The sequence below is a fragment of the Corynebacterium breve genome, assembly GCF_030252165.1.
In the GTDB taxonomy this organism is placed as follows: Bacteria; Actinomycetota; Actinomycetes; order Mycobacteriales; family Mycobacteriaceae; genus Corynebacterium; species Corynebacterium breve.
Map to the genome: position 1 here is coordinate 2,125,086 of NZ_CP126969.1, position 25,546 is coordinate 2,150,631.

At 58.6% G+C, this 25,546-nt stretch carries 23 protein-coding genes and 1 tRNA gene; 13 read left to right on the forward strand and 11 right to left on the reverse strand.

Annotated features, from left to right (window positions below; genetic code table 11):
- Positions 1–3: 3 nt before the first annotated feature.
- The 3 genes from QP027_RS10290 to dcd form a co-directional block, all read right to left on the reverse strand.
- Entirely contained in the window at positions 4–1,320 is a 1,317-nt protein-coding gene (locus QP027_RS10290) for a UDP-glucose dehydrogenase family protein (protein ID WP_284827017.1), read from the reverse strand.
- A 110-nt stretch (positions 1,321–1,430) separates the two neighbouring features.
- Positions 1,431–2,726 carry an aminotransferase class III-fold pyridoxal phosphate-dependent enzyme gene (locus QP027_RS10295; RefSeq protein WP_284824611.1) on the reverse strand — a complete coding sequence of 432 codons (1,296 nt, stop codon included), beginning with the start codon at positions 2,724–2,726 and terminating at the stop codon, positions 1,431–1,433.
- 127 nt (positions 2,727–2,853) lie between these two features.
- Positions 2,854–3,417 (reverse strand): dCTP deaminase, encoded by a 564-nt coding sequence (gene dcd / locus QP027_RS10300; RefSeq protein ID WP_284824613.1) that lies wholly within the window; start codon positions 3,415–3,417, stop codon positions 2,854–2,856.
- Positions 3,418–3,483: 66 nt separating this feature from the next.
- Between dcd and QP027_RS10305 the strand changes: the two genes are divergently transcribed.
- Positions 3,484–3,557 (forward strand) — tRNA-Gly (locus QP027_RS10305).
- 84 nt (positions 3,558–3,641) lie between these two features.
- On the opposite strand, the gene QP027_RS10310 is transcribed toward QP027_RS10305, so the two are convergent.
- On the reverse strand, positions 3,642–4,838 hold the full coding sequence (locus QP027_RS10310; RefSeq protein WP_284824615.1) for an IS481 family transposase: 1,197 nt from the start codon (positions 4,836–4,838) through the stop codon (positions 3,642–3,644).
- A gap of 392 nt (positions 4,839–5,230) precedes the next feature.
- Between QP027_RS10310 and QP027_RS10315 the strand changes: the two genes are divergently transcribed.
- The 3 genes from QP027_RS10315 (at position 5,231) to QP027_RS10325 (ending at position 7,318) form a co-directional block, all read left to right on the forward strand.
- Positions 5,231–5,482 (forward strand): hypothetical protein, encoded by a 252-nt coding sequence (locus QP027_RS10315; protein ID WP_284824617.1) that lies wholly within the window; start codon positions 5,231–5,233, stop codon positions 5,480–5,482.
- 6 nt (positions 5,483–5,488) lie between these two features.
- Positions 5,489–6,190, forward strand: a complete 702-nt coding sequence (locus QP027_RS10320) for a DUF981 family protein (RefSeq protein ID WP_284824619.1) — start codon at positions 5,489–5,491, stop codon at positions 6,188–6,190.
- 264 nt (positions 6,191–6,454) lie between these two features.
- Complete coding sequence (locus QP027_RS10325) at positions 6,455–7,318, forward strand: M23 family metallopeptidase (protein WP_432418631.1); 864 nt, start codon at positions 6,455–6,457, stop codon at positions 7,316–7,318.
- On the opposite strand, the gene QP027_RS10330 is transcribed toward QP027_RS10325, so the two are convergent.
- Positions 7,315–8,373 carry an alpha/beta fold hydrolase gene (locus QP027_RS10330; protein WP_284824622.1) on the reverse strand — a complete coding sequence of 353 codons (1,059 nt, stop codon included), beginning with the start codon at positions 8,371–8,373 and terminating at the stop codon, positions 7,315–7,317. The genes QP027_RS10325 and QP027_RS10330 overlap by 4 nt on opposite strands.
- A gap of 61 nt (positions 8,374–8,434) precedes the next feature.
- Between QP027_RS10330 and QP027_RS10335 the strand changes: the two genes are divergently transcribed.
- Complete coding sequence (locus tag QP027_RS10335) at positions 8,435–9,013, forward strand: TetR/AcrR family transcriptional regulator (RefSeq protein WP_284824623.1); 579 nt, start codon at positions 8,435–8,437, stop codon at positions 9,011–9,013.
- Here QP027_RS10335 and QP027_RS10340 read toward each other — a convergent pair.
- Together QP027_RS10340 and QP027_RS10345 are read right to left on the reverse strand one after the other, a co-directional pair.
- The gene (locus QP027_RS10340; RefSeq protein WP_284827019.1) at positions 9,010–10,581 is read right to left on the reverse strand and encodes a VanW family protein; all 1,572 of its coding nucleotides are present in this window, start codon (positions 10,579–10,581) and stop codon (positions 9,010–9,012) included. The two genes, QP027_RS10335 and QP027_RS10340, sit on opposite strands and share 4 nt — an antisense overlap.
- Positions 10,582–10,723: 142 nt before the next feature.
- Entirely contained in the window at positions 10,724–11,893 is a 1,170-nt protein-coding gene (locus QP027_RS10345; protein WP_284824624.1) for a glycoside hydrolase family 3 N-terminal domain-containing protein, read from the reverse strand.
- Positions 11,894–11,979: 86 nt separating this feature from the next.
- On the opposite strand from QP027_RS10345, the gene QP027_RS10350 reads away from it, so the two are divergent.
- Genes QP027_RS10350 through QP027_RS10360 form a run of 3 tightly spaced genes read left to right on the forward strand, consistent with a single transcriptional unit; the run spans position 11,980 to position 15,660 of the window.
- Complete coding sequence (locus QP027_RS10350) at positions 11,980–12,438, forward strand: universal stress protein (RefSeq protein ID WP_284824625.1); 459 nt, start codon at positions 11,980–11,982, stop codon at positions 12,436–12,438.
- A gap of 17 nt (positions 12,439–12,455) precedes the next feature.
- A complete protein-coding gene (locus QP027_RS10355; protein WP_284824626.1) occupies positions 12,456–12,653 on the forward strand; it encodes a DUF2613 domain-containing protein in 198 nt (65 codons plus the stop codon).
- Positions 12,625–15,660 carry an alpha-(1->3)-arabinofuranosyltransferase domain-containing protein gene (locus QP027_RS10360; RefSeq protein ID WP_284824627.1) on the forward strand — a complete coding sequence of 1,012 codons (3,036 nt, stop codon included), beginning with the start codon at positions 12,625–12,627 and terminating at the stop codon, positions 15,658–15,660. The genes QP027_RS10355 and QP027_RS10360 overlap by 29 nt, the downstream gene beginning before the upstream one ends.
- On the opposite strand, the gene QP027_RS10365 is transcribed toward QP027_RS10360, so the two are convergent.
- On the reverse strand, positions 15,549–16,661 hold the full coding sequence (locus tag QP027_RS10365) for an acyltransferase family protein (protein WP_284824628.1): 1,113 nt from the start codon (positions 16,659–16,661) through the stop codon (positions 15,549–15,551). The genes QP027_RS10360 and QP027_RS10365 overlap by 112 nt on opposite strands.
- Positions 16,662–16,709: 48 nt before the next feature.
- Between QP027_RS10365 and QP027_RS10370 the strand changes: the two genes are divergently transcribed.
- Positions 16,710–17,972: a porin PorA family protein gene (locus QP027_RS10370; RefSeq protein ID WP_284824629.1), complete on the forward strand. Its 1,263-nt coding sequence runs from the start codon at positions 16,710–16,712 to the stop codon at positions 17,970–17,972.
- 9 nt (positions 17,973–17,981) lie between these two features.
- Positions 17,982–19,397 (forward strand): MmpA family trehalose lipid delivery protein, encoded by a 1,416-nt coding sequence (locus tag QP027_RS10375; protein ID WP_284824630.1) that lies wholly within the window; start codon positions 17,982–17,984, stop codon positions 19,395–19,397.
- Here QP027_RS10375 and QP027_RS10380 read toward each other — a convergent pair.
- The gene (locus tag QP027_RS10380; RefSeq protein ID WP_284824631.1) at positions 19,354–20,445 is read right to left on the reverse strand and encodes a glycosyltransferase family 4 protein; all 1,092 of its coding nucleotides are present in this window, start codon (positions 20,443–20,445) and stop codon (positions 19,354–19,356) included. The two genes, QP027_RS10375 and QP027_RS10380, sit on opposite strands and share 44 nt — an antisense overlap.
- Positions 20,446–20,455: 10 nt before the next feature.
- Here QP027_RS10380 and QP027_RS10385 point away from each other — a divergent pair, with 10 nt between their 5' ends.
- On the forward strand, positions 20,456–21,238 hold the full coding sequence (locus tag QP027_RS10385; RefSeq protein ID WP_284824632.1) for a class I SAM-dependent methyltransferase: 783 nt from the start codon (positions 20,456–20,458) through the stop codon (positions 21,236–21,238).
- A gap of 13 nt (positions 21,239–21,251) precedes the next feature.
- On the opposite strand, the gene QP027_RS10390 is transcribed toward QP027_RS10385, so the two are convergent.
- Positions 21,252–21,446: a hypothetical protein gene (locus QP027_RS10390; protein WP_284824633.1), complete on the reverse strand. Its 195-nt coding sequence runs from the start codon at positions 21,444–21,446 to the stop codon at positions 21,252–21,254.
- A gap of 242 nt (positions 21,447–21,688) precedes the next feature.
- Positions 21,689–23,521 carry a phosphoenolpyruvate carboxykinase (GTP) gene (locus QP027_RS10395; protein WP_284824634.1) on the reverse strand — a complete coding sequence of 611 codons (1,833 nt, stop codon included), beginning with the start codon at positions 23,519–23,521 and terminating at the stop codon, positions 21,689–21,691.
- A gap of 612 nt (positions 23,522–24,133) precedes the next feature.
- Here QP027_RS10395 and trmB point away from each other — a divergent pair.
- Together trmB and QP027_RS10405 are read left to right on the forward strand one after the other, a co-directional pair.
- Complete coding sequence (gene trmB / locus QP027_RS10400; protein WP_284827021.1) at positions 24,134–24,847, forward strand: tRNA (guanosine(46)-N7)-methyltransferase TrmB; 714 nt, start codon at positions 24,134–24,136, stop codon at positions 24,845–24,847.
- A 5-nt stretch (positions 24,848–24,852) separates the two neighbouring features.
- On the forward strand, positions 24,853–25,533 hold the full coding sequence (locus tag QP027_RS10405; RefSeq protein ID WP_284824635.1) for an NYN domain-containing protein: 681 nt from the start codon (positions 24,853–24,855) through the stop codon (positions 25,531–25,533).
- The last annotated feature ends 13 nt before the right edge of the window (positions 25,534–25,546 follow it).

The following is a 25,546-nucleotide window of genomic DNA, read 5'->3' on the forward strand; positions in this document are numbered from 1 at the left end:
GTTTTACAGCGAGCGGCCTAGCGCCCACATCTCCCAGCCCGCGCCTTGCCATGCGGCAACATCTAACACGTTGCGGCCGTCGATGATGCGCTTGTCTGCAACAAGCTCGCCCACATGTACCGGATCGAGGTTGCGGAATTCTTGCCACTCCGTGGCCAAGATGACCAGCTCGGCACCTTCCAAGGCTGCATCGACGGACTCTGCGTAATCCAAAGTTGGGAACACCTTGGCCGCGTTGCCCATCGCCTCTGGGTCGTAGACACTGACAGCCGCGCCGGCTAGGCTCAGCTGACCCGCGACAGCCAAGGCCGGCGAGTCGCGCACATCGTCGGAGTTTGGCTTAAACGCAGCACCAAGAACGGTGATGCGGCGGCCCAAAACACCGCCGAGGATTTCGCGAGATAGTTCGACTACGCGGTCGCGGCGTCGCATGTTGATTGCGTCCACCTCGCGCAGGAAGGTCAACGCTTGGTCTGCACCGAGCTCACCGGCGCGCGCCATGAATGCGCGGATATCTTTCGGCAGGCAGCCGCCACCGAAACCAAGGCCGGCGCCGAGGAACTTGCGCCCGATGCGCTCGTCGAACCCGATGGCGTCGGCAAGCATGGTGACGTCTCCACCTGCGATCTCGCACACCTCGGAGACGGCGTTAATAAAGGAGATCTTCGTTGCCAAGAACGCGTTGGCAGAAACTTTGACCAGCTCAGCGGTTGGTAGATCCATGACGAGGAAGGGCGTTCCACTGTCGATGGACTGCTTGTAAACTTCGCGTGCGACCTCGTCGGCACGCGAGCCTTCGCGTACTCCAAGCACGATGCGGTCGGGCTCGATGGTGTCCTTGACCGCGTAGCCTTCACGCAGGAATTCAGGGTTCCATGCGATCTCTACGGTGGTGCCTTCCTTGCACAGCGCATCGGCGCGCTTTTGTAGCTCCTGGGCAGTACCTACCGGGACTGTGGACTTACCGAAGATGATGTGGTCACCTTCAAGCAACGGAACCAGGGAGTCTATGACTGCATTGACGTAGGTGACATCAGCCGCGTAGGAGCCGTGCTGTTGCGGGGTGCCCACGCCAAGGAAGTGCACGTTGGCAAAATCTGCTACGCGCTGGTAATCGGTGGTGAAATCCAAGCGACCGGAAGCCAGGTTGCGTTCGAGCACCTCGGGCAGTCCCGGCTCGTAGAATGGCACCTTACCCGCGGCAAGCTGCTCAATTTTGGACTTATCAACATCTACGCCGAGGACCTCGTGACCAAGTTCTGCCATGCAGGCAGCATGTGTCGCACCGAGGTAGCCCGTGCCAATCACCGTCATACGCATAAAGTTCATTATTACGCGTTTCCCGCATTTTGGCAGTGCGAGCAAAAGACGCAAACAAATATCCCCAGGGGAGTGTCCGTCTGGCCCTCCCTGGGGATAACGTTCATAGTCTAGAGCTGGGCAATCGCCTGCTCATAGACGTCGAGACCACGGTTAAGGTCTTCTTCTGTGATGATCAGCGGTGGGGCAACATGCGCACGGTTTGCGTTGACCATCGGCCAGACGCCGTTTTCCTTGCAGTACGCCGCAAACGCATTCATTGGCGCGGCAGCATCGCCCTTCGCATTAAACGGCACCAGTGGCTCACGAGTCTCGCGGTCTTTGACAAACTCGATCGCCCAGAACAGACCCAGACCACGGACATCGCCGATGACCTTGTACTTCTCCTTCATCGCCTCCAGACGAGGACGAACAACCCGCTCACCTAGGTCGCGGGTGCGCTCGAGGATTTTCTCCTCCTCGAAAACCGCAAAGGTTTCCACGCCCGGCGCGCAGCCCATCGGGTGGCCCGAATAGGTCAGACCACCGTGGTATGGAATCTCATCCCACGTCTTCGCGATCTCGCGCGACATGATCACGCCGCCGAGTGGCACGTATCCGGAGTTCACGCCCTTGGCAAAGGTGATCAGATCAGGTTCGACGTCGAAGTTTTCTACGGCGAACATGGTGCCGGTGCGACCGAAACCGACCATGACCTCGTCGGCAATGTACACGATGCCGTACTTGTCACACAGTGCGCGCACGCCCGGCAGGTAGCCCTTCGGAGGTACAAGAACGCCGTTGGTGCCAACGACAGTCTCCATGATCAAGGCGGCGATGGTGTCTGCGCCTTCGAGGATGATCTGCTGCTCAAGGTGCGCCAGAGCGCGCTCGCACTCTTCGCTTTCCGACGACGACCAGAACGGCGAACGGTACGCGTACGGGCCAAAGAAGTGCAGGACGCCGGCATCGGTTGGCTCGTTCTTCCAGCGACGTGGCTCACCTGTTAGGTCGATCGCGGTCGGTGTTGCACCGTGGTAGGAGCGGTACGCGGACATGACCTTTCGGCGGCCGGTGTATGCGCGCGCCATGCGCACTGCGTTTTCGGTTGCTTCCGCACCACCGTTGGTAAAGAAGACGGAGCTGTAACGCTCGCCTGGAGCTGCTTCGATGATCAGTCGCGCAAGCTCATCACGGGTGGAGTTCTTAAACGCTGGCTGGATCGTCGTTAATGTGTCTGCCTGATCCTTGATGGCTTGAATCAGTCGTGGGTGCTGGTGTCCCAGGTTGAGGTAGACCAGCTGCGAGGAAAAGTCGAGGTAGCTCTTTCCCTGCGCGTCGGTGAAGGTTGCGCCTTCGCCGGTGACAACCTCCACGGGATTAAGTTGTTCTTGGGCTGACCATGAGTAGAAAACTTTGCCGTCCATGAGGCGTCCTCCTGATTGTGCTGAATACTAGGGATACTGGGCCTTTAGTCCCCCTAGGCTAAACAACGGGAGGGCTTTTCGTGCGGGTTCACATCAAAAATCTACGATGTGGGTACACCCGCGGTGGTTAGCGAAAGTTCAGGTAGTACTTCGATGGGGTCGGACCGCGCTGACCTTGGTACTTGGAGCCCAATGCGCCGGTTCCGTACGGGACCTCCGCCGGGGAGCTGAGCTTGAAAAATGCCATCTGCCCCACTTTCATTCCCGGCCACAGGGTGATGGGGAGGTTTGACACGTTGGATAGCTCCAGGGTGATGTGTCCAGAGAAACCCGGATCAATAAAGCCGGCCGTGGAATGAGTCAGTAGGCCGAGGCGTCCGAGCGAGCTTTTGCCTTCCAGTCGTCCTGCCAAGTCGTTGGGCAGGGTGAATTTTTCAAATGTCGCCGCCAGAACGAATTCCCCTGGGTGCAGGACAAACGGCTCTCCCTCGGTTACCTCGACCTCGGTGGTCAGGTCTTCCATCTCCAGTTTGGGGTCGATGTGCGTGTAGCGAGAGTTGTTGAACACGCGGAAGAATTTGTCCAGGCACACATCGACGCTGGACGGTTGGACGAGGGCGGCATCGTACGGCTCGATGCCGAGGCGGCCTTCGTTGATGGCATCGCGGATATCATGGTCAGACAGAATCACGGGTACCAGTCTACGTCAGGGGCGTTTTCTAACTACAGAGGCCCGAGTGCTAAACTTTCCCGCATTGCCGGCGTAGTTTAGTGGTAGAACATCAGCTTCCCAAGCTGAGAGTGCGAGTTCGATTCTCGTCGCCGGCTCCATGTGATCAGTCGGGACATCGTTGACACGATCAGTCGCGACATGGTTGACAGGTAGCACCGTGAGGTGAGAACAGTGTTCTTGTCTCACGGTGTTTCTGTTGTTCGGGTTTGAGTGTTCTTGATCAAGTTGGGTTGGTAACGACGCCCGGTGTCGATGTGGTGTTCGGCGATGACTTCGCCAGTGTCTGCATTGGATGTCATTGCGCGGGTGCCGGTGATAACTGTTAGTGTGCGTGTTCCTGCGTGTGCTCGTCCGATCCCTAGGTAGCGCATTTCTCCGGCGAATCGCAGAGTAATCCGGCCGGCTGGGTCGACCTTGTCATTGCGGATGCGGTGGTCATCGGTAACAAGAGGTTGAGGTCCTGCTTTAGGCAAGGCGATGTATGCCTGATGTGGAGTGTTGCGTCCTAGTGCTCGGTGACAGCGTTCGTGGTTATACCAGTGCCGAAACTCATCGAGTTGTTTTTGTAGTTCAGGGATTGTTTGGGCAGGCGGCCGCGCGCGGATCCATTTTTTGAGTGTTTGGTGGAAACGTTCGATTTTTCCTTGGGTCTGAGGATGGGCAACACGTCCGTTTTTCTGTTTGATGCTGTTGTTTTCTAGGAACTTTTCAAACCCGTTTTTACCTCCCTTTGCCCCGGCAAGTCGGGCAGTAAAAATTAGTCCATTATCGGTCAGTGTCGATTGTGGGAGCCCATACTCTGCGGTAATGGTGCTGATCGCTCGCACGACTGTAGGGCCGTACACCCGTGGGTAGGCCACAAGATAAAGCAGGTAGCGGGAATGATCGTCAAGGAAGTCGAGAACTTCGACATCACGGCCATTGCATAGTCGTAGGTATGTCACATCTGCTTGCCAGCACTCATTCGGCAAGGTTGCTTCAAAGCGTCGTAGTGAGGATTTCGGACGCTTGGCAGGTTGTGGAGTTATCAATCCCTGTTGGTGAAGTATCCGCCTGATCGTAGATTCCGCTGGGGCATGCATTCCTCGTTGGCTTAAGACCCATGCGATCGTGTCTGGCCCATTGTCAGCGCCTTTGGCGGTGAGTTCTGTGCGAATGGAAACTATGGCCGTGACGATGGCAACGGAAGTTTTATTCGGGCTTGAGCGTGGGGCAGTCGATTGCGGAAGTACTGCTTCCGGCCCTCCTGTTTCGTAGCGTTTTAGGAGGGTGTAGATCCATTGTCGGGAGCGTTGAAAGTATCGAGATGCTTCGGAGACAGACATTTTTTGCTCGGTGATGGCTTTCACGATCGCCAGGTTTGGGTTGTTGTAGCTCATGGCTCATTATCAAGCCTGTAGGTGTCAACAATGTCCTGACTGATCTGTCAACTGTCATGGACAAAACTGCAGGGTGAAAGTGTCAACTATGTCCTGACGGACAACATCGTCGCCGGCTCCACATCAGCTCCGCTTTCTGCGGGGCTTTTTGCTTTGCGACGCCCCCTCAAAGTTGTTGACATCACCCCCATTAAGGTTACGCCGGAATGATGTCACCTCGGTTTTCGTCGATAATTGCGCCCCTATATCCGCAAGACTTCGACACCCCAAAGATAAGCACTAACCTATTCCGGGGAAACTAAGCGCCCGCCTATCAAAATAGGCCAGTCTTTCAAATTTCCCAATAACCGTGAATCTCGCTTCTATCCCCGCCAAAGGGAAGAAAGTTGAAAATGACTACGACTCAAGATTTCAGCGCCTGGGCGCCCGAATCCGATGAGACCGCGCCGGGCAAGTGGCCCGGCCTGCTCTCGAAACTCACGTTAGCCCTCCTAGCAGTTGGCTCCATCGTCGGATACATCATCTGGCTCTTGGCAGACAGCTACGTCGGCGAAGATATCGCCGTACTTACATGGGTGATCGCCTTTGCCGGCAGCATTGCCCTGATGTCTATTCGCCAAACCATTTTGGCAGAGAAGGAGTAGACAACAATGTTGATGCAAGGAATCACCTACAACACGACCATGGGTCTTGTTGTAGGCCTGATTATGATCCTGATCCCTACCTTCGCCCGCACCGTCGCGGCAAACAAGGGACGTTCCATCTCTGGCTGGGGCTGGGGCTTCGTCTTCCTCGGCGCCTTCCTCGGAATTTCTGGCCTACACATGATGCTGACCTGGCCCCTCGAACAGATCGAGGGCGCATTCTGCTGTGCCGTAGATAACGTCACATTCGGTGAGCCTGCTGCCTTCTACGGCCTTCTTACCTTCATCGCGGGCATCGCGATTATCCGTGCCGAAGAGAAGGCTGAAAAGGGCCTGCGCGAGCTTGACCTTGTTGCAACCCTGCGCCCGTTGCTCTACATCGCGGCAGCAGGCGGCTTTGGCTTGGTCCTCTTCGGCATCGCCGGACTGCACTTTGGCCAGTGGCGACCGCCAGAGATCGAGCCGGTGGCACGACTCATGGCAGGAAGCATGATTGAACCTTTGATGGTCTTCTCGATGTACGTGGGTACCGGAATCGCAGCAATCCTGTCCCCGTTCGCGCTGACCAACAAGACCGTCGGCCGCGTGTTCACCGTTCTTGTGTGGTTCTTCGGCATGGCGTGGGTTTTCCTCGGCCTCACGCTCTACTACGGACACGTCGGCTTTTTCCCATACGCCTTCAACCAGCCTTTGGAATACCCGCAGTAAACCCTCCCAGAAGCTGGAAAAACACGTAAACCGGACAGGGAATGTTCCCTGTTCGGTTTTAGTTTCTCAGGCAAGTGGCAGATTCACAACAAAATCTGGCAACTCGCCACCAATGGAATGTAAATGCAGCTCAGGAGTTGCAAAGAGACTTACAATCAAACTACTGTCAGGCTACGAGTTGATAACATCCTTATCTCATATTAAGGTAACGTTTAATTCCGTTCAGCCGTAGTTATACCAACACCGTACTTGCAGGATAGAGGCATTATGTGCAGCAACCATCGCCGCTCTGGTGGTCGACACCGCAAACCAGGCCCAACCAAGGGTCGCGTAGCAGTTATTGCAGCACTTGCCAGTACCGTCTCCACCGCCGGCATTGGCGGTGCAGCTGCAGCTACCTTGCAGGATCAGGCTCAGCCAAAGTCCGACGTTAAGGACAATCTCGATCTGGTGAACGACGCAGAGGCTGCACCTGCAGAGGCAGCCACTCAGATCGAAGCCGAAGAGGCCGTCGCCCCGCAGATCTTGACGATCAACGAGTACAAGCCGGTGGAAAACCTCTCCGATCAGCTCACCAAGGCTGTTGAGTACGACACCGAGCGCGCAGAGGCTGCACAGGCCGAAGCTAACCGCATCGCCTCCGAAGCGGCTGCTGCCGCCGAGGCTGAGGCCGCTGCAGCAGCAGAAGCTGCTGCGGGATCGTCCCTCTCCTCGGTCGCTGGCGCTAGCTCCATCACCGGCGCAACCGTGGTCAAGCCAGCCGAGGGCGCCTTTACATCCGGCTACGGCCCACGCTGGGGCACGATGCACCGCGGCATCGACATCGCCAACTCTGTTGGCACTCCAATCCTCGCAGCCATGGCGGGCACGGTCATCGACTCCGGCCCTGCATCCGGTTATGGCAACTGGATCCGCATCCAGCATGACGATGGCTCCATGACCATCTACGGCCACATGGAGACCCTCTCGGTATCCGTCGGCCAGCGTGTCGAAGCCGGCCAGTACATCGCAGGCATGGGTTCTCGCGGATTCTCTACCGGCTCCCACCTACACTTCGAGTACCACCCTGCGGGCTCCGGCGCGGTTGACCCACAGCCATGGTTCGCAGCTCACGGTATTTCGCTCTAATACTGCTCGTTCAACAGGCTAACCGTTAGATCGACAAACTCCCCTGGTTTGTCTCCGTGGTAGTTGTGGCTCGTATCCGCCTCCACGAACTTTGCGCCCGGCAAGCACTCAAGTGCTCGCCGGGCTTCGTCGTATGACGCGGCCGCTTGGAGAACGCCATCGTCGCCAAGCACCTCTTTGGCGCGCACGTAAATCACAGGCGCTTCGATAGCTCGCAGCGTGGCCTCCTGGTCGAAACCTTGGTTCCACGAGCCGTCATAGAATGCCAGACCAAAGTAGGGATCGTAATCGATGGAGTATCGCGCATACTCCGCCATGATGCCCGGCAAATACCACACCCTGATCGGCTGATCGGGGTGCTTTTCGTGGTAACGCAGCCCGTCATTGATGATTCGGCCGGCATCGGGGCCAAAGAACTTCCACATCAACTGGTGCTCCCAGTAGTAGCCGGGCCAATCGCTCTCGTTGGAATCAATAAAGCTGTTTGCGGCGCTGGCTAAGTCCTGCCAGTTCCAGGTCTCTTTGGCGCGCGGGAGTTCGGTGGTGAAAAACGGCGGATCCTCAAACAGGACCCCGCGCACTTGCTCCGGGTGGTTTGCGGCAAAGGTGGCAGCGATGTGGCCACCGGACGAGTGCCCGGAGACGAATACGGGCGCACCGATTACGTCGTTTGCGAAGTGAGCCACTAAGTCGCCCAACTCCACCGCGGTGTAATGCCCCTGCCAGCGATCAGACTTCCCATGTCCCGGCACGTCGATTGCGAAGACGTGAAACTCTTGAGCTAGCCCACGAAGCACCGAGTGGTAGCTCTGCCATGCGCCGCCCTGTCCGTGCAGCAGGACAAGCACCGGCTTGCCCGCGGATGCCGGGTTCTCGCCAAAGTTCAGCGTGACACCATCGACTGTTGCCTGCTTTTCGACGAATCCCGCGCCCGCTACTCTCGCGTCGAGCCGCTGGTTCCAAGTGACGTTGTTCCACACGTAATAACCCCCAACGAGGGCGGCCACACCGACAAGCGCGGCTATGGCGATGATGACCTTCTTCCACACTCTCATGACCCGCTCCGTTTTGTCATACAACTGTATGATTACCAGTGTAAGCGAAATGGAGCAGGACATGCCGATAGTTGTTGATCACAATGCGCGTCGCGATGAGCTGGCCTTGGCGATGTTGCGCATCGCCTCCGAACACGGCGTGGAAGCGGTGAGCGTGCGGGGCGTCGCCAAGCAATCGGGCTGTTCTCCGGGCACTGTGCAGCACTACTTCCCTACGCGCGACGATATGCTACGTCATGCCGTTGGGCTGCTCGCCCGCCGGCGGCGCGACCAATTCCTCGCTATCCCCCAAACTGACTCTGCACGCGACATGGTCACTGCCGCCGCGCGTACCTATTTGCCCACGACCGATGAAAACAAGTTGCTCGCCGGGGCCGGAGCCGCGTTTTACCTAGCATCGCTTCACGACGACCATCTGCGCAAGCAAACAGCAGCGAGCCCCAAGAAACTGATCGAGGTACTCACCGAACTCTTCAGCAAGGCCCAAGCGAATGGCGAACTTACAAAAGACATAGACCCGGCCAAGGAAGCCCACTTTGCGTGGTTGCTTCTTGATCCGGGCCCAATCCTCGCTGGCTATCGCACCGTCGAGGAGACTTTCGATCTACTGGATTATCACCTTGATCGAATTTTTGTCTAAGAGCAGGTCACAATCGGCTGGGGATCGTAGACCGTGGTCTGGGTCTCGCGAGAGATTTCCTTGCCGTTCAGGTCGCGGATGATGCGGGTATCCGAGGTGGTAAAGCCAGGGTTGCCGCTGGAAGGGATGCACTTGTCGCCGGTCATTTCGCGCTCGTCCGGCTCGGTCTCATCCCAACGTCCGCCATTGACCGATTCAACCTCGACAGTCTTGACACCCATCAGGCGAACGGTGACGGATCCACCGCCAGCCGAGGCATCGATGCGTACTGGGCGGTTGGAGTCGTTCTTAAACTTCAGGTCGATCGCACCCTCGTAGACAGTCGCTTCGCGGCCGGCTGGGTAGCGGGAGATGTAATACGAGTGCGGCGTATGCGCGACATCGGTCATGCCGGCGAAGTACGCAGCGTTGTACAGTGTCGTCGCAAACTGCGAGATACCGCCGCCAACTGCCTCGCCCGCGCGACCGTCGATGATGATGCCGCTTTCCACGAAGCCCTGCGCAGTGCCACGAGGTCCGGTGTGACCGTTCAGCGAGAACGTCTCACCAGGGCCGACAACTGCACCGTTGACCATGCCCGCCACGATGGCGATGTTCTTACCAGAGGCCTCGGAGTATCCCTTGGTAGTGAACTCGCCGACAACCTGGTCGTAGGTAGCGCTTTCAGCCATCTCGGTGGTGAAGGTCGCGGCAACGTCCTCATAAGCCGCTTCCCAGGTCCTTTCACCTTCACCGATAACGCGGCCCTCGAAATCAGCCATGGTCTTTTCCCAGTCCACCGCGGAACCGTCTGCGCTCGGGTTCACGGAGCCATCGGAGTTGTATGACGCGTTCTTCATCTCAACTTCGGTGCTGGCCAGCCCTTCGTCGAAAATAGCTTGCGCGCCTTCCGGATTGACCACCGTCTCGATGTTGCCCTCGACGTTGTTAAAAGTGACAAACTCGCCGATGCGCTCGACCGGAATCTCGGCGACCACATCGTCACGGCCTTCCACCTTCAGCGGGCCGGAAATGGCCTTGGCTGCAGGCCCATCGGCAACTTCCTTGAGCTTGTCCTCGGTAATCGCTGGCTGGACTTCTTCCGGCTCTACTGTCACGCCCGACGGGTTGAGCCAACCGGTGGACACCCGCGTGTTGAGCTCGTCGCGGTTTACCGTCTGCCCCAAAACGGGATCTGTGATCTTCACGTCGCCAGCCTCAAGTGCCACAGAGCCATCGACGGGATCAGTGCTCAGTTCACCAACAACGCGGTCGAGCTCGGGCGCTAGTGCAGCCTCGTCCACGGTAGGGACTACGTCGACTTCCTTGGACGAGAACAGTCCGCGCAGACGGGAGATGGGATTCATCGATTCCTCGCCGGCGGCCGCTACAGTGGCCTCCCAGTCAATACCGAGTCCAGCCTGAGCGGGAACGATGTCAGAGGTCAGCTCACCTGCGGTCACGGTGACGGGAGCACCTGCTTCGTCGCCAAGCTGCTCTTCGAGGGTGCGTACGGCCTCATCGTGTTTCATGCCGCCGATCTCGATTCCGCCGACGGTGGTGCCTCGAGGCACCGCGTCGCGGTTCATCGCAAGGTCAGCACCGTAAATACCACCAAGAACGGCAAAAATGGCAAGCACCGCAATCGCAGTGATCTTGCCAAGCTTTTTCGCGCCAGAGGACTTCGTATCGCTCACGTTCACTAGATTATCCCTCCACAGGCCAAAGTTCCTAGTTTAAAGCAGAGAAACTGTGCTGCTGTTCAACCCTCTTGGCTGCTTCATCGATTCGGGACTGCGAAATGTTTCCTGCTTCAACTTCTTTCACTAGGGTATCGATGGCCTCCGCCACGCTGTCACCGGAGGACCACAAGGCCTGGTCCGCGCCCGCAGCAATCGCCGCCGACACCGCCCCAGGCGTAGACATGTGATCGGTAATAGCGCGCATGCCCGAGAGATCGTCTGTCACAATTGCACCTGCGAAAGGACTACCGCCCGGGTAGTCGCCAGAGCGAAGCAACTCATACGCCGCTGGGTTGATCGTCGACGGCGTTTCCCCCAGACCAGGAACAACCATGTGCCCCATCATCACGCTGGCCTCTGGCACCGCGGGCAAAGCCTCACCGTATGGGAGAAGGTCTAGCTCCTTGAGTTGGTCTAGGTGAGGTGTCACAGCCGTTGCTAAGTGCGTATCTGCACTCGCCTGACCGTGGCCCGGGAAATGTTTGAAGGTCGGGGTGACACCAGCATCCACAAGCCCTTGTGCGAAGGCGACGGCATAGGTCGCAACGGTGTCGGGATCGGTGCCGAATGCACGATCACCCATGATCTCAAGACCAGCAATGTCTACATCGAGCAACGGCGCGTAATCCACCGTGACGCCTTGCTCCTTCAAACGAGTGCCGATGTCATGGGCCATCGCGCGGACCTCTTCCGGCGACATGGCGGCCATATCGCGCGGCGAAGGGAACTCGCCGAACACGTTGGTGTGACGCTGCACCCGACCGCCCTCGAAATCGATCGACACCGTAAATGGCCTGCCCACCTGCTCACGCAACGCATGAATATTGCGCCCATCTTCGGTAAATAACGCACTATCTGCCCAGCTTGGAACGATAATTCCGCCAACCCCCAACTCCAGGGCGGCAAGTGCAGAATCATAGTCGGTCACGCCAACAACCATCAGGCTCGCCACCTGCTCGCGCAGCTCCGGCGCTTCCGCCTCTTCGCTTGTCGACGACTCCACCGTGCTCGATCCCACCACTGACGACGACTCATTCACGTCCGAAGTAGCACTTTCTCCCGGGCTCTGAGTATCGGTGGTCTCTTCTGCCGTCTCAGGCGTGCACGCAGAAAGGAGCGCGACAGCAACAAACGCACCTAGTACTCGGGTTCGTTTCATGGGGGCTCCTTCATCGATTCTTGTGCTGTCGATTCTCGTGCTCGCAACAATATCGTTTGTGTTGCTCCCTTACTATGCTGGGGCACATGACCACCTCGATGCTAATCGCCTATGACGGTTCCGACATAGCTGAAGACGCTCTGCGCGCGGCAACGGCCCTACTCAATGCGCAAAAAGTGGAGATCATCACGGCGTGGGAGCCCGCGGCGCGCACCACCGCACGTGCAGTCAGTTTCACCGGCAGCCACCAGCCGACGATCGCCCAAGAGGACGATCCAGCCTACGACTACGCACTGGAAACCTGCCGCAAGGGCATCGCGCTAGCGGAGTCCCTCGGTCTTTCCGCCCACGCTCACGTCGTCGAGATCAATTCCACTGTGGGCCAAGCGATCGTCGAGGCCGCCAAGGAGCTCAACGTCGATGTGATCGTCTCCGGCACCCGCGGGATTTCCGGCGTGCGCAGCTGGTTCAACTCCTCAACGGCAGAAAACGTCGTACAAAACGCCCACTGCCCCGTGTTTGTCGTTCCGAATAATCAAGGCTAGCTGCTAAGGTGACCGTTATGACCACAAGCACCGCTTCTCTGCCACGCCGCGCCGCCGGCCCCGTGTTAGCGAGCGCTGTCGTCGGTATCGCACTGGGCGTTGTCGGCGTACTCGGCATCGCTGCGTTCTCGGGGCAGTCCACCGTCCCGCACGGCAACGCTGTACCGGCTGACCAGGCTGTCCTTGGTGGCCCTGAGTACGGCTCGCGTTCCTAGCGCCACGCAAGGTTTTCGGGGCCACCTTGCCGGCTGGCTCTGTTTCGCAATCCTTGCTTTTCTTCAGCAGCCCGGCCGCACCGCCGCCGACACCAAGCTCGACTTAGCTCTTGACCCACTGGGCTTTCTCACCCAGGCGACGAGTGCCTACACCGACAACTTCACACTCGGTCAAATTCAGAACCAGGCCTACGGGTATCTTTTCCCACAGGGCCTGTTCTTTGTGCTTACCGATCCCTTGCCCGACTGGGTTGCCCAACGCATCTGGTGGACCGTCGTGATGGGCGTGGCCTTTTCCGGTACTTTGATGCTCGCTCGGCGCATGTCTCTCCCAGGCATGATCCCGGCCATCCTGTACGCGCTGAGCCCGCGTATCCTGACCACACTCACTGCGATTTCCTCGGAGGCCTGGCCCGTTGCATTGGTTCCGTGGACTTTAATTCCGTTAGTCTCGCAGCGTCTCACTTGGCGCCACGCACTCGCGGCGGTGGCACCGGTGGCGTTGATGGGTGCGGTTAACGCCACCGCCACCCTGATGGCCTGCATCCCCGCTGGGGTCCTCCTTCTCTACCGTCGGGCCTGGCCCGCCCTAGCCCAGTGGCTGGCGGGCTGTGCGGTCGTCTCCGCCTGGTGGATTGGCCCGCTGCTTGTCCTGGGGCGCTACTCCCCACCGTTCACCGACTTCATCGAGTCTTCCCACACCACCACCTACTGGTTCAACCTTGCCGAGATTTTCCGTGGCACCACCAGCTGGACACCGTTTGTTGAGACTGAGCGCGTCGCCGGCAACCTCCTCGTCGCCGAGCCTTTGTTTATCCTCGCAACGATGGCCGTCGCAGCCTTCGGATTCGTCGGGCTCGCGTCCCAGTCCATGCCGTGGCGCGGCTATCTCATCGCCCTTTTGTGTCTCGGGGTTCTTGTGATGGGGTTAAGCCACGGTCCGCTTTCAGCACCTGTGCTGTCGCTTTTCGACGACCAACTGGCCCCATTCCGCAATCTGCACAAGCTAGACCCCGTAGTGCGTCTCCCTTTGGTGCTTGGCGTGGGGCACTTGGTCTCCCGGATTCGTTCTCGCCCTCCCGCACTCGTCGCCCTTGGCCTCGTGGTGCTCGCCGCCACGGCTCCGGCGTGGAGTCTGCGTCTGGCGCCTCAGGGCACCTGGGAGGAGATCCCGGCTTACTGGTATGAGGCGACGGAGTTCGTCGATAAGCATGCGCCTGGTACACGGACCTTGGTGTTGCCCGAAACGTCGTTTGCGCGACAAACGTGGGGCTGGACTCGCGACGAACCCATTCAAGCGCTTTCCGAAACTCCATTCGCGGTGCGCGACGCCGTGCCACTCATCGACCCAGAGGCAATCCGTGGTCTGGACGGCGTGCTGGCTGCACTTCACGAGGATGCTGAGGACGGCGCTGAGGCGCTGCGCTCCATTGGCGTGGGCGCGGTCATCGTGCGCCATGATCTAGAAAAGATTGATTTCGAAGGCGAGCTTCCCGGCGAAAAGCACACCTTTGGCAAGGTAGACGTGTATTTGCTAGATCCCAAGGCGGACATGATGGTCACCTCCGGCAAGCCCGTCACCGTCGCAGGTGGCGGAGAAGCGTTGGCGCTGTTGGACAGTATTTATGGATATTCTCCGCGTCAGCTGGTCTCGCAAGACGCGCAGATTGTCACCGACACTCCGGCATTGGCCGTGCGCAACTACGGCACCCTGGATTCTGCATCGTCAGCGCATTTACGGGACATGTCGGAGGGGGCGGACATTCACAATAAGGTGCCGGACTACCCGTCGACAGGCCCGCGCACTTCGGTGGTGGAAACAGGAGGTAGTGCGAGCGCGTCAAGCTCGGCCTCTGACGCTTCGAGTTTTGGAGGCGCCGACCCCGCGCGCTCGCTCACGGCAGCATTCGACGGAAACACGCGCACGGCCTGGTGGCCTCAGCCAGGCGATACCGGCTGGATCGAGTCCACCGTGGAAGGCGAAGAATTCACTCTCACCGTGACCAACACGACGAAGGTGCGCGTGATCAGCGGTGATTTCGACCGCGAGGTCTCGCTATCAAGCTACTCGCCACGCACAGTCCGCGTGCCCGGCGACACCGTGCGTATCGAGTTCACCGAGCCCGTCGGTGTGGCAGAGCTTGACAGTGGAGTCAAACGCATCGTCACCGTGCCGGACACCTCCCCTGACGCCGAAGTTTTCCTTTTCCAGCGCCTGCTACCGGAAACCGAGTGGCTCCAGCGCGCATTCACCACCCACGATGACGCGACGTGGGAGCTGTCCGCCCCAGCAACCATTGATGGCGAAGACTACGAGGCGGGCCCTGTCGAACTGCCCGCCGGTGAGCACGTGATCGACACCAAGGTCGAAATGATCACGCTGGAAAAGAGCATCCCTTCTGCTGGTTGGGAGCCGTTTACGGGGCGGGTGGAGTCGTCGACAAGCGAGCAAACCTTGCTCACCGGGCGTGGCTATATCGAGGGGATGCGCGCCTCAATCGGCGACGTAGAGCTCCAGCTCACCCGCATCGATGCAGGGCACGCTGCTTTCGTAATTCCGCCCAACGTCAGCGGGCCGGTGGAGTTTAGCTTTGCGGGAAATGCGGCTTACCGTGCGAGCCTGATCGGTGGCGGGATAGCCGGAATCCTCGGGCTGCTCGTGGCACTTTTCGCCTGGCGGACCCGGCGCGATCAGCAATACCGTCCAGTGCCCGCCTCGCCGTGGGTAATTCCGTTGATCACAGTTGTGCTAATCGGTGGGATCCCCGGCGTAATTGGCGCGGTGATCGCCTGGGGGATTCGCCGGTACACCTTGATTCCGCCGTGGGCGCTTGCCGGAGGCATGCTCACGTTCATGGGCTTATGGCTGGCTCGTGCGCCGTGGCCTACGGCGGACTACGCGGGAAATTCCGTCGCTATGGTCGTCGCTGGCTGCGCAGCGCTGGTGTGTCTAGCCCCGCCGACACGTTGGATCCAGCGCGCGCCGGGACGCTCGACAAGTTCGTAGGAAATGTAGGAAACGGCGATGCTTAGCACCACCGTCGCTGCCAAAACAGCGAAGAAGTATCCGCTAAACATTGGAATCCCAAGCAGCGGGAACACCACTGTCAACACCGCTACGTGCCACAGGAAGATGGAATACGACCACGTGCCTAGAGTCCGCATGACCTCTCCGCCGAGGACACCTTGGCTCGGTGCTAATGCGTACGGCACTACGATCAGCGCACAAAAAACGGCGCCCAACAAGATGCGGATGTTAAATTCCAGCGGTGAAGGATGCTCCAATCCGAGGGGACCAACGTACTCCTGCCCTGCGAGCCATGCGACCGTAAGCGCAGCTATCCAATAGACCCACCGGGCGCGGAGGACCCGTTGCACTAGAGGTGATACGCGCCCCTCGAGTTCCGCGCATACAAGCCCCACTGCGAACCACGAGGCGTAGGACATGGGCCAGATTTGTAGGTTAACGTTGAATATTTCGATGGAGTCCCGCACAAAGGGCAGCCACGGCCAAGCAAAACCGACGATGATGCCCGCCACGAGCGCGACCAGACGCCCCTTTCTGCCAAGGGCTAGGTACAAAGGCAGCACTAGGTAGAAGGCAACCTCGACGCACAGCGACCACAGCTGCGTCAATCCAGCAATGAGCCCATCGGGAACATAGATCTGCAGCATTGCGAGGTTAGCTGCGGCCTGGCCGAGCGAAACCGACCCAGCTTCGGGCAGTGCCACCAGTACGATGCCCACGCATGCTAAGTAAGCGGGCGCGATACGCGCCGTTCGCTTGATAATGTAAGGGTAAAGTTTCCGATGACCACCACGCGCTAGCAAAAACGCGCTCAGCGCAAAAAATACAGCAACAAAGTAATCAAAGCGTGCGAACAGAGCAGAATCCGTGGCGGTTTGAAAAGCCACATGCGTGACGACGATGCCCAAAGCTGCGACTGCGCGCAGGCCTTCAAGCTCGCCGAGGTATGTGCTGCGATTGACTTTGTACCCACCTGTCATAATGAAACTCTGTATTTTGGACGATTCTAGTAGAAGGAGCCGGGACGCATGACTCAGCCGACCTGCGACATCACACCCGGCATAGACCTAGGGAAGAATCGGCGCGCAATGATCACCGCAGCAATCGTGGCCCTCGTCGCGATTCTTGTTGGCAATCTGTTGCCACCAGTGATCATCTTTGGCATGAAGATGATCCCGCAGGGCAAGGAATACCACACGACGATGGTCGCACAAGAAGCCATCATTCTAGATCCCACCGCGACCGTCCCCGCTGGAAACGGTGGTGCCCCCACGCCCGAGCCACATTGTCTGATTCCGGAAGAGATCACCGCCAGCTGTTACCAGGCGACAGGGCCTTCGACGTCAAAGCGCACGACGACGACATCAACTGCGGATAAGTTCATGGAGACAAACGTGGACTCGCTAGTACAGGTTTCCGTGAAGGGCGTTCCCGTTGCGGAGATGGCCGATCACCAGCGTCTGAACCGCGACTCTGCCTACCCTGTGGCAGACCCTGTGGCGAAAAAGACCGTCTCGGTTCCCGCTTTGGGCACCGGCGTGCGCGTTGCCCCGCACGTGCAGGAGGGATTGCAGCCTTTCTTCCCCTTTGCGCCAGAACGTCGCTCCTACCTGTACTCCGACCAGCTGATCTCTGTTCCAGTATCGCTGGATTATGTTGGCACCAAGGATGTCGAAGGAATCCGTACCTACGAGTACTCCGCCGAGACTGACCCGACGAATTTATTCACCGCCATCGCAACAGCGACGATGGAAAACCCCAACCAGGAAGAACTCGCGGCCATCGCCGAGCGCTCGGTCCCAGAACTGTTCCAAATGATGCTTGACGTAGATGCCGCTACTGCAGAACGCTTCAACGAGTTCACCAAGGGCCCGGCACAGCGCTACTACTCGGAGGAGGAGATGCAGTACTTCGGCTACCTCCCCGACCAGCAGCTAACGATGGTGCCTTTCTACCACGTCAAACGGTCGTTCTTCGTCGAACCGAAAACCGGAACAGTCCTGGACCAGTCGAACTACGTTCACATCTACTTTGCCCCGAGCGATCTCGATGCCAAGACGCTTGCCGACGAAAACATGCGCAACATCAACCGGGTCATGTTTGAGGCCGATTACCGTTTCGATGAGACCACCAAGGCATCACAGCTGGATCTTGCTCGGCCGAAAATGCTCGAACTGCGCGCTCTCCAGGTGTTCGCCTGGATCGCCGGAGTTGTCGCCTTCATCGCTATTGCCGTTTTCGTCGCCCTTTTGATCTGTAGGCGCCGGGCGATTGCCAAAGCAGAGGCTTAATCTCCGTTTATGCAACGCGCATTCCTAGTAGCCTGGGGCACCGTCCTCATCGGGGCATTGTTGTGGCCTCTTGCAGGGCCAGGGGAATTCGCGTTGCGGGACATGGTTGTTCTCCACGACCCTTACCTCACTCACTCGTCCTTGGGGTTCGGCGATCTCCCTGGCCGCAATGTCCCTCAAGATGCGGTGCTGGCGCTCTTGCCCCCGCCGGCCACATGGACTGTACGCATCATGCTTATCGTCTCCGCCGCTGTGAGCGCGTTTGCGGCGACGCGCCTCGCTGGCCCACACGTTGTGGCGCAGGCAGCTGCAATGACGATCAGTGTGGCCAACCCCTTCGTCATCGAACGACTGCTGCAAGGTCACTGGTCCCTTGTCATGGCTGCCTGGCTGCTTCCTGCGATTGCCGCGGCCGGGCAAAGCAAGCGCACGGGTTGGCAGATCATCGCACTCTGGGGCGCATCGCTGACACCGACCGGCGGGCTAGCTGCTACAGCGACTGCCTTTGTTACCAATCGGCGCCCCATCGTCGCACTTGCCGGCGCGGTGTCGTGCTCCCCGTGGATCATCACCGGGATGCTCCACCCCGACGCCGGACGCTCTGCCGCCGCCTCGGCGGAGGCATTTGCGCCGCGAGCAGAGGGACTTGTCGGCACGCTAGGCGCTTTGCTAGGCCTTGGCGGGCTGTGGAACGGTGATGCCGTGCCGCCTTCGCGCGATGCCGGTTTCGCCATCTTCGGCGTTGTGCTTTTCGCCCTGCTGGCCACCGCTTATCGACGAATTCCTGCCTCTTTCCTGCTCCTTGCCGCGCTTGGGTTCGGCATCGCGGTGTTCTCCTGGCTTGCCCCTGGTGCGATGGGGTGGTTGATCGAGCATGTGCCGGGCGCCGGTCTTCTTCGCGACGGGCAAAAATGGGTCATGTTGGCCATTCCCGCATACGTTGCCGCTGCTGGTGCTTTGTCCCGCCGGTGGGCCGCAATCGCCTTGGTATTGGCTTTCCTCCAGACCCCGGACGCGCCACGGGCGATGTCCGTCTTGTCGCCTGTGGAGGTGTCGGTCCCGGCAGTGGACCATCAGGGGCGCGATGTGTACTTCATCGACCGTCCCGCGTTGATACAGCGTACCGATGGCATCCCGGTTGTCGATCCCGCGACCAAGGCAATGAACGTTGTCGAAGCCGGCGGTCTCCGCGTTGACGGTGTGGTCTTAGACGAGGACTCACTGCGATACCAAGACGGCCTTGACGATCCGCAGGCTTACGGCATCGGCCTCATCGTGCACCCGGATGGCACCGTGGAAGACACGGGTGCACCTGCCCGACCCCGCGATCCCGCCGGGATCGCATTGCTTGTGCTTTGGGCCATTACCCCGCTCCTTGGTCTTATTGGTCGTGCATCTTCTGACGGGCCACGACGTCGTCGATAAGCTCTGCAAACCGTGCACCTGTTTTCTCCCAGGAAAACTGCGTGGCCCACTTCCGTGCATTCTCGCCTAAGATGCGCCGCCTCTCTGGGTCCTCGATGAGCTCTCGGGTGGCATGCACTAACTGCCCCCGCGTGTCGACGAGCACTCCGGTTTCACCGTCGCGGATGGAATCGCACAGGCCGCCTGCGGTGCGATAACCGATCGACGGAACACCGTGCTGAGCAGCCTCGATCACTGCCAATCCCCAGCCCTCCTTAGCACTTGGCATGAGGTGAATGTCGGCTCGTTGCAGCAAAGCGTGCTTGTAATCCTCGGTGACTTGGCCGTGAAAAACCACCTTGTCTCCGAGTGGCGCGGCGTAGGCGCGCAACTGATCCTCCCACCAGCCCGAGCCGATGACATCGAGGACGACACCATCGAGCGAGGCGACTGTGTCCATCGCATCTTCGATGTGCTTATGCGGCACTAGACGCGAGAGGGTGACCAGATGGATCAGGCCGTCGTCGACAAGCAAGGGCGTTTTTTCGGGCAGTGGGTCCACGCCGTTTTCGATGATCTGGATCTCGGCCTCGTTAACGCCGAGTACAATCAAGTCGTCCGCCGATGCCTCCGAAACTGTGACGTACTGCGATCCGCGGTAGACCCGCGGGGCCAGAACGGATTCCAGCCACCAGCCCAGACGCGCTAGGACGGGGCCTGCGACCGGCCATTGCTCACGGTGGCAATGGTGGGTGAGCAAAATAACCGGCTTCTTGGTCACAAGCTTGGCAAAGAATGGAATGCCGTTTTGAGTGTCAATCACGATGTCCGGACGATGGCGGAGGACGGCGAAAAGACCCCAGGGGTACACAGTGAACTTTCCGCCAACGCGCTCGTATTTGATGCCGTTGCGCACGCTGGTACGGGGCGCATCGGTATGACTGGCGGTGCGGTAGATAATTTGGTGGCCTTGGGCAGCAAGATATTCGCCAACACGCTCCAAATAGCGTTCCGAGCCACCGCCTTGAGGGTGGGTCAGATCGCGCCAGCACATCAGAAGGATCTTCATTATTTCACCGATGCTACCTTGGAACATTGTGAACCTTCCCACCACCCGACGCCTAGCAACCTTTGCCCGATCCATTGGGTTGCTTCGCTCGTTTCCACTCGAGCAGACTCTTCCCGACGAGTTTTATGGTGGTTTAGCGTTGGACACCGCGCGATTACTAGACGCCATCACCACTGATGTCGGCGGCCCAGCTCTTGCTGGCGCGCGCGTGCTCGATGTCGGAGGGGGCCCGGGCTATTTTGCCAACGAGTTCGATTCGCGTGGCGCGTGGTACATCGGAGTTGAGCCCGATGCTGGCGAGATGGCGGCCGCTGGATTAAGTGGTTTTGGCGCAGTTCGAGGAGATGGCGCACACCTGCCTTTTCCCGATGACACGTTCGACATCGTGTACTCCTCCAACGTTGTCGAACACACACCCACTCCCTGGGAAATGGGCCAAGACATGATTCGCGTGGCACGCCCGGGCGGAATCGTGGTAATTTGCTATACCGTATGGCTCGGGCCTTTCGGGGGGCACGAAACGGGGCTGTGGCAGCACTACGTTGGCGGGGAATTCGCCCGCGACCGGTACACGAAGAAGCACGGGCGCCCGCCGAAGAATGTCTACGGGGAGAGCCTTTTTGATGTGTCGTGTACCGACGGGTTGCGCTGGGCAACTGCAGCACACGACGCTGAACTCGTCGCTGCATTTCCTCGCTATCATCCGTCGTGGGCGTGGTGGATTGTAAGGATTCCGGTGCTGCGGGAGTTTCTTACGTCGAACCTCGTTCTGGTTCTCCGGAAATCTGCCTGATAGCGGCGCTGCCTTATAGCGGACCGGTGTTCACTACGTTGATCAAGTGGTCTAGGGACATGCCGAGTACAACAACCAGGAACAAGATGAGGAGTCCAATAGCCCAGAGCCAACGATTAAAGCTTGCGCGGGGTTCTTTGGGGTCGACTACGTCTGCGGCCTGCGCCACAACGGAGTTTACTGGCTGATCATGTTCCTGTAATGACATCCCTTGCCCTTCCTTAGAACTTCCTTTCCCATTCTATAAAACTTGACAGGAAAAATGCTATCCATCAGTCCATAATTACACCCCGAACACGGCTTCTAGCCTGCATAAAAAGGATCTATCCCACCCTCCGGGAAGTTGTCAAATAAGAAAATCCCCAGGCAGTACAATTAAATACATTTAGGACAATTTAATAAAAGAACCCCCATCCCACAGAATGGGACAGGGGTTCAGGGGTAGCTGGTTTACTTCACAGCAGCCTCAACGCGCGCACGCAGCTTCTCCAGTTCCTCAAAGATAGCAGCTGGGACGCGATCACCCAAGCTCTTGAGGTAGGTTTCAGCCTCTGCAACTTCGTTCTTCCACAGCTCTGGGTCTGGGAACAGCGCCTCTTCAACATCCGCCATTGGAGTTTCGTCCAGGCCAGTCATGTCTAGATCCTCAGCGCGAGCGGTGTAGCCGACAACAGTTTCGTTTGCCTCAACCTTGCCTTCGATACGATCAACGATCCACTTCAGAACTCGGGAGTTATCGCCGAAGCCAGGCCACAGGAAGCGACCATCTTCACCGCGACGGAACCAGTTGACCAAGAAGATGGCCGGCAGCAGGTCTCCGCCCTTCTCGCCCATGTCGAGCCAGTTCTGCATGTAGTCGCCCACGTTGTAGCCGATGAATGGCAGCATCGCCATTGGGTCGTGTCGCAGGGAACCAACCTTTGCCTCGACGGAAGCAGCAGTCTGGCCGGATGCGAGCATCGCGCCGATCAGGGTGCCGTGCTGCCAGTCGTGGGACTGTGTTACCAGTGGGACAGTGTCCGGACGGCGACCACCGAAGAGGATCGCGTCAAGCTTGACACCCTTCCAGTCGTCGTACTCCGGTGCCGCAGTTGGGCACTGTGCAATGCCTACGCAGTAACGGGAGTTCGGGTGCGCAGCGTTTGCCGCGGAGTCCGGAGTCCAGTCATTGCCCTGCCAATCGATTAGGTGAGCAGGAGCGTCTCCGTCCATGCCCTCCCACCAGACATCGCCGTCGTCGGTAAGCGCAACGTTGGTGAATAGCGTGTTACCTGGCTCCATGGTGCGCATCGCGATTGGGTTGGATGCGTAGTTGGTGCCTGGCGCAACGCCGAAGAAACCGTTCTCTGGGTTCACTGCGTAGAGTCCGTCTTCGCGCAGGTGCAGCCAAGCGATGTCATCGCCGACGACCTCTGCGGACCAGCCGTCAATGGTCGGAGTAATCATTGCAAGGTTGGTCTTGCCACACGCGGATGGGAATGCGCCTGCAACGTGGTACGCCTTACCTTCTGGGCTGGTGAGCTTCAGGATGAGCATGTGCTCCGCCATCCAGCCCTCTTCCTTTGCCATGACGGAAGCGATACGCAATGCGTAGCACTTCTTGGCCAAGATCGCGTTGCCACCGTAGCCGGAACCGTAGGACCAAATTTCCTTGGTCTCAGGGAACTGGGAGATGTACTTGGTGTCGTTGCATGGCCATTCGACATCTTCCTGGCCCTCTTCCAGAGGTGCACCCACGGAGTGGAGGCAAGGGACGAAGTAACCATCGTCGCCAATCTTGTCCAGTGCTTCCTGGCCCATGCGGGTCATGATGCGCATCGACATAACAACGTAGGCTGAGTCAGTCAGCTGGACACCGAGCTTGGGGTCTGGATCACTGATAGGGCCCATGCAGAACGGCACGACGTACATCGTGCGTCCCTTCATGGAGCCGTTGTAGTGCTCGCGCATCTCTGCCTTCAGGGATTCCGGCGCCATCCAGTTGTTGGTTGGGCCAGCGTCCTCTTCCTTCTCAGTGGAGATGAAGGTACGGGACTCAACACGAGCTACGTCGGAAGGGTTCGAGCGAGCCAAGAAGCTGTTTGGTCGCTTCTCCTCGTTCAGCTTGATCAGCGTGCCCTTCTCAACGAGCTCTGCTGCCATATGGTCCCATTCTTCTTGGGACCCGTCGACAAAGACCACATCTTTCGGCTGGAAAAGTTCAACAGCTTCGTTAATCCATGTGATGAGCTGTTCATTGCGGGTTGGTGCCTCACCAACCAGGCCTTTAATTGCGGTGGTCATCTATTCTCCTGACTATCTCTACTCACAGGCGGGGAGTCTTCATCCACCAGATTATCCAAGGTCAGCACCGGGGGTGCCCGCCTTTAACATCACATCTTTGATGCAATGTCATAACCAGTGAGGTAAACCACGTCTCAGCCCGCACAATTGTGACCCTTGGCACTTTCCACCATCAACAAACCACCCCGATTTGGGGGTGTGTAAACTTTGCAAACACACCCGTTTGCAATGCTAGGTGACCAAAGCCACTTACCCACCCCCTCCCCCATCGCCCCTGGATTTACGTCACTAAATTAGGTTCTTCCGCGAAAAACCGTTCGACCCCACTGGGAGCAACGTCCAGGAAATCGCCTCTCCAAAACTAATAGTGAACCGTCAAGTCCACATTCCGCCCCAAGAGTGCAGACCCCTCCACCTAAACGGGGGTATTTGCGGACAGGTTTACGCTACCTGCAGAAACGCTCAGGTCGGTTTGGCATTCCCGCATGTCACGTGGACAATGAGATGGTGATGAATAGTTCCGATTTAACGTCCGAATCCTCCCCCCAGGATGAACAGCCGGTACAGGCCACTCCCCGCGAGGGCACCGGCGAGTTGCCCGCAGGCCGTCCCATGCAGACCGAATTCAACGACGGCCTCGACTACCCGCGCCTGGGAGCCGTGAGCTTCCGCCGCGGCACGCTCACCGAAAATCAGGAAAAGCTTTTCGACGACCACTGGCCACGCCTAGGCACCATGCTTAACGACGAGCTCCTCAACCTCGACGAATGGTTCGGCAGGGCTGGGCACCCAACCATCGTCGAAATCGGCTCGGGAACAGGCACGTCTACCGCTGCGATGGCGCCCCTAGAAGCCGACCACAACATCATCGCGGTCGAGCTTTACAAGCCGGGCCTAGCCAAACTCCTCGGCGCAGTTGTTCGCGATGACATTGAAAACGTGCGCATGATTCGTGGGGACGGCATCGAGGTGCTCGCCCGCATGTTTGCCCCTGAATCCCTGGACGGCATACGTGTGTTCTTCCCAGACCCATGGCCAAAGGCACGCCACAACAAGCGCCGGATCATTCAGTCCGGCCCGCTCAATCTCTTTGCCTCTCGCTTGAAGCCCGGTGGCGTTTTGCATGTCGCTACCGATCACGCTGACTACGCTAGCTGGATAGACGAACTAGTCGAAGTAGAACCACAATTGGAATACATGGGATGGCCATGGGAATCCTGCCCCATCCTCACCGACCGACAGGTAATCACCAAGTTCGAAGGCAAGGGCTTGGACAAAGATCACGTGATCAAGGAATACCTGTGGCGGAAACGCAAAAGCGAGTAACTTTTATGACTGATTTGCACGAAATCACCCACCCTTACACCCCAGGCGCCGAACACGGCCCAGACTCTTTGTTGCTGGTGTGGGACGCCCCCAACCTGGACATGGGACTTGGGGCGATCCTCGGTGGTCGTCCTACCGCCGCGTACCGACCTCGCTTTGACGCTGTAGGCCGCTGGCTCATTGACCGAGCTCAAAAGTTAAGCGACACCGCCGGTCAAAAGATCGAGCCAGAGGCAACCGTCTTCACCAACGTCACCCCCGGTGGCGCCGATGTAGTCCGCCCTTGGGTAGAGGCGCTGCGCAATGTCGGCTTCGCCGTTTTCGCCAAGCCAAAATCTGACGAGGACTCCGACGTCGATCCCGACATGATCGCGCACATCCGTCGTCGCTGGGACGAAGGAGTGCTCAAGGGCGTCGTCGTCGCATCTGCTGACGGGCAGAATTTCCAGGCGATCCTTGAGGAACTTGTTACTTCCGGAATCCCTGGAACAGTCATAGGATTTCACGAACACGCCAGTTGGGCTGTAGCTTCCGAGTCAATCGACTTCGTAGACTTAGAGGACATCCCGGGTGTTTTCCGCGAACCATTGCCGCGCATCAACCTGGATCACCTGCCGGAAGAGGGCGCATGGCTCCAGCCATTTCGTCCGCTTACGGCTCTGCTACACAACACGCGCCAGCAATAACCGCAGGAGGCAA

Excerpts from the sequence above, each read along its gene's own strand:
- QP027_RS10290 (WP_284827017.1), bottom strand. The coding sequence starts at position 1,320 with ATGCGTATGACGGTGATTGGCACGGGCTACCTCGGTGCGACACATGCT.
- QP027_RS10295 (WP_284824611.1), bottom strand. The coding sequence starts at position 2,726 with ATGGACGGCAAAGTTTTCTACTCATGGTCAGCCCAAGAACAACTTAAT.
- QP027_RS10310 (WP_284824615.1), bottom strand. The coding sequence starts at position 4,838 with ATGAGCTACAACAACCCAAACCTGGCGATCGTGAAAGCCATCACCGAG.
- QP027_RS10315 (WP_284824617.1), top strand. The coding sequence starts at position 5,231 with ATGACTACGACTCAAGATTTCAGCGCCTGGGCGCCCGAATCCGATGAG.
- QP027_RS10320 (WP_284824619.1), top strand. The coding sequence starts at position 5,489 with ATGTTGATGCAAGGAATCACCTACAACACGACCATGGGTCTTGTTGTA.
- QP027_RS10330 (WP_284824622.1), bottom strand. The coding sequence starts at position 8,373 with ATGAGAGTGTGGAAGAAGGTCATCATCGCCATAGCCGCGCTTGTCGGT.
- QP027_RS10335 (WP_284824623.1), top strand. The coding sequence starts at position 8,435 with ATGCCGATAGTTGTTGATCACAATGCGCGTCGCGATGAGCTGGCCTTG.
- QP027_RS10340 (WP_284827019.1), bottom strand. The coding sequence starts at position 10,581 with ATGAACCGCGACGCGGTGCCTCGAGGCACCACCGTCGGCGGAATCGAG.
- QP027_RS10345 (WP_284824624.1), bottom strand. The coding sequence starts at position 11,893 with ATGAAACGAACCCGAGTACTAGGTGCGTTTGTTGCTGTCGCGCTCCTT.
- QP027_RS10350 (WP_284824625.1), top strand. The coding sequence starts at position 11,980 with ATGACCACCTCGATGCTAATCGCCTATGACGGTTCCGACATAGCTGAA.
- QP027_RS10355 (WP_284824626.1), top strand. The coding sequence starts at position 12,456 with ATGACCACAAGCACCGCTTCTCTGCCACGCCGCGCCGCCGGCCCCGTG.
- QP027_RS10365 (WP_284824628.1), bottom strand. The coding sequence starts at position 16,661 with ATGACAGGTGGGTACAAAGTCAATCGCAGCACATACCTCGGCGAGCTT.
- QP027_RS10370 (WP_284824629.1), top strand. The coding sequence starts at position 16,710 with ATGACTCAGCCGACCTGCGACATCACACCCGGCATAGACCTAGGGAAG.
- QP027_RS10375 (WP_284824630.1), top strand. The coding sequence starts at position 17,982 with ATGCAACGCGCATTCCTAGTAGCCTGGGGCACCGTCCTCATCGGGGCA.
- QP027_RS10380 (WP_284824631.1), bottom strand. The coding sequence starts at position 20,445 with ATGAAGATCCTTCTGATGTGCTGGCGCGATCTGACCCACCCTCAAGGC.
- QP027_RS10385 (WP_284824632.1), top strand. The coding sequence starts at position 20,456 with ATGCTACCTTGGAACATTGTGAACCTTCCCACCACCCGACGCCTAGCA.
- QP027_RS10390 (WP_284824633.1), bottom strand. The coding sequence starts at position 21,446 with ATGTCATTACAGGAACATGATCAGCCAGTAAACTCCGTTGTGGCGCAG.
- QP027_RS10395 (WP_284824634.1), bottom strand. The coding sequence starts at position 23,521 with ATGACCACCGCAATTAAAGGCCTGGTTGGTGAGGCACCAACCCGCAAT.
- trmB (WP_284827021.1), top strand. The coding sequence starts at position 24,134 with ATGCAGACCGAATTCAACGACGGCCTCGACTACCCGCGCCTGGGAGCC.
- QP027_RS10405 (WP_284824635.1), top strand. The coding sequence starts at position 24,853 with ATGACTGATTTGCACGAAATCACCCACCCTTACACCCCAGGCGCCGAA.